Raw genomic sequence first — 1472 nt, forward strand, 5'->3', positions numbered from 1 at the left:
AACGCCCGAAGCAACGCCCGACCTTCGTCGTCGGTGGTTGCGGTCGTGACAACCGTGATGTCCATACCGCGGATCCGGTCGATCCGGTCGATGTCGATCTCATGGAAGATCGACTGTTCGATCACGCCGAAGGTGTAGTTGCCGGAACCGTCGAACTGCTTCGGCGACAGCCCCCGAAAGTCGCGGATACGCGGGAGGGCGATCGAGACCAGCCGGTCCAGGAACTCCCACATACGGTCGCCGCGCAGGGTCACCTTCGCGCCGATGGGCATTCCCTCGCGCAGCTTGAACTGCGCGATGGACTTCTTCGCCCGCCGGACGGCCGGCTTCTGGCCGGTGATCGAAGCAAGGTCCCGCAGCGCCCCGTCAATGAGCTTGGCGTCCCGGGCGGCGTCACCGACGCCCATGTTGACCACGACCTTGACCACGGTCGGAATCTGCATCACGTTCGCGTACTGGAACTGCTCACGCAGGTTCGCCGCGATCTCCTCGCGATACCGCTGCTTGAGCCGCGGCAGCGGACGGGCTTCAGTGGTAGTTGTCATCTCTCGTTTCCTTGCAGCCTCTGCCCAACGGACCGCGATCCCCACGGCGACCCGGCAGGGCCGTGGGAGGCGCCGCGTGCCCGGAGGGCACGCAAGCCGACAGGAACGCCGCCAGGCGCCGCCTGGGCGCCGCCGGTAATCCCGTCGATCACATTAGCCATGTCTGTCTACAGCTCGGTGCCGGTACGGCGGGAGATCCGCACCTTCGTGCCGTCGTCGTTGATGCGGTAGCCGATCCGGGTGGGGCGGCCGTCGGAGGGATCCACGATCATGACGTTGCTGATGTGGATGGGCGCTTCCTGGGTGATGATCCCGCCGGACTGCGAACCGCGAGCCGAGGTGTTCACCCGGGTGTGCCGGGTGACCCGGTTGGCACCCTCGACGAGCACCTTGTTCTCGGTTGGGAAGGCCTTGATGACCTTTCCCTTGAGACCGCGGTCCTTGCCCGTCACGATCTGGACCGTGTCACCTTTTCTGATCTTCATTCCGGCCACGGTCACAGCACCTCCGGCGCCAGCGAAATGATCTTCATGAACTTCTTGTCACGCAACTCGCGACCAACCGGCCCGAAGATACGCGTGCCTCGGGGATCTCCGCCGTCCTTGATGAGCACGGCCGCGTTCTCATCGAACCGGATGTAGGAGCCGTCGGGGCGACGACGCTCCTTGGTAGTGCGTACGACGACCGCCTTGACCACGTCACCACGCTTGACGCCGGCCCCGGGCAGGGCGTCCTTCACGGTCCCGACGATGATGTCGCCGATACCGGCATAACGACGCCCCGAACCACCGAGTACGCGGATGCACAGCAGTTCCCTGGCACCCGTGTTGTCGGCGACCCGAAGTCGCGACTCCTGCTGGATCACTTCCCGCTCCCGAACTGCGTCGGCGCCCGCCTGCCGGCGGCCGGCTCGCTGGACCTACTGTG

3 protein-coding genes are annotated in these 1472 nt (G+C 65.5%); all 3 read right to left on the reverse strand.

Going from position 1 to position 1472, the window contains the following annotated elements; all coding sequences use genetic code 11:
* Positions 1–545: 50S ribosomal protein L5 (gene rplE / locus DD1DGNOD_RS22960; RefSeq protein WP_131771019.1), on the reverse strand; the 545-nt coding region annotated here is incomplete at its 3' end.
* A gap of 167 nt (positions 546–712) precedes the next feature.
* On the reverse strand, positions 713–1030 hold the full coding sequence (rplX, locus tag DD1DGNOD_RS22965; protein WP_131768653.1) for a 50S ribosomal protein L24: 318 nt from the start codon (positions 1028–1030) through the stop codon (positions 713–715).
* Positions 1031–1041: 11 nt separating this feature from the next.
* Positions 1042–1410: a 50S ribosomal protein L14 gene (gene rplN / locus DD1DGNOD_RS22970; protein ID WP_013875102.1), complete on the reverse strand. Its 369-nt coding sequence runs from the start codon at positions 1408–1410 to the stop codon at positions 1042–1044.
* Positions 1411–1472: the final 62 nt, after the last annotated feature.

The sequence above is a fragment of the Candidatus Protofrankia californiensis genome, from assembly GCF_900634765.1.
GTDB lineage: Bacteria > Actinomycetota > Actinomycetes > Frankiales > Frankiaceae > Protofrankia > Protofrankia californiensis.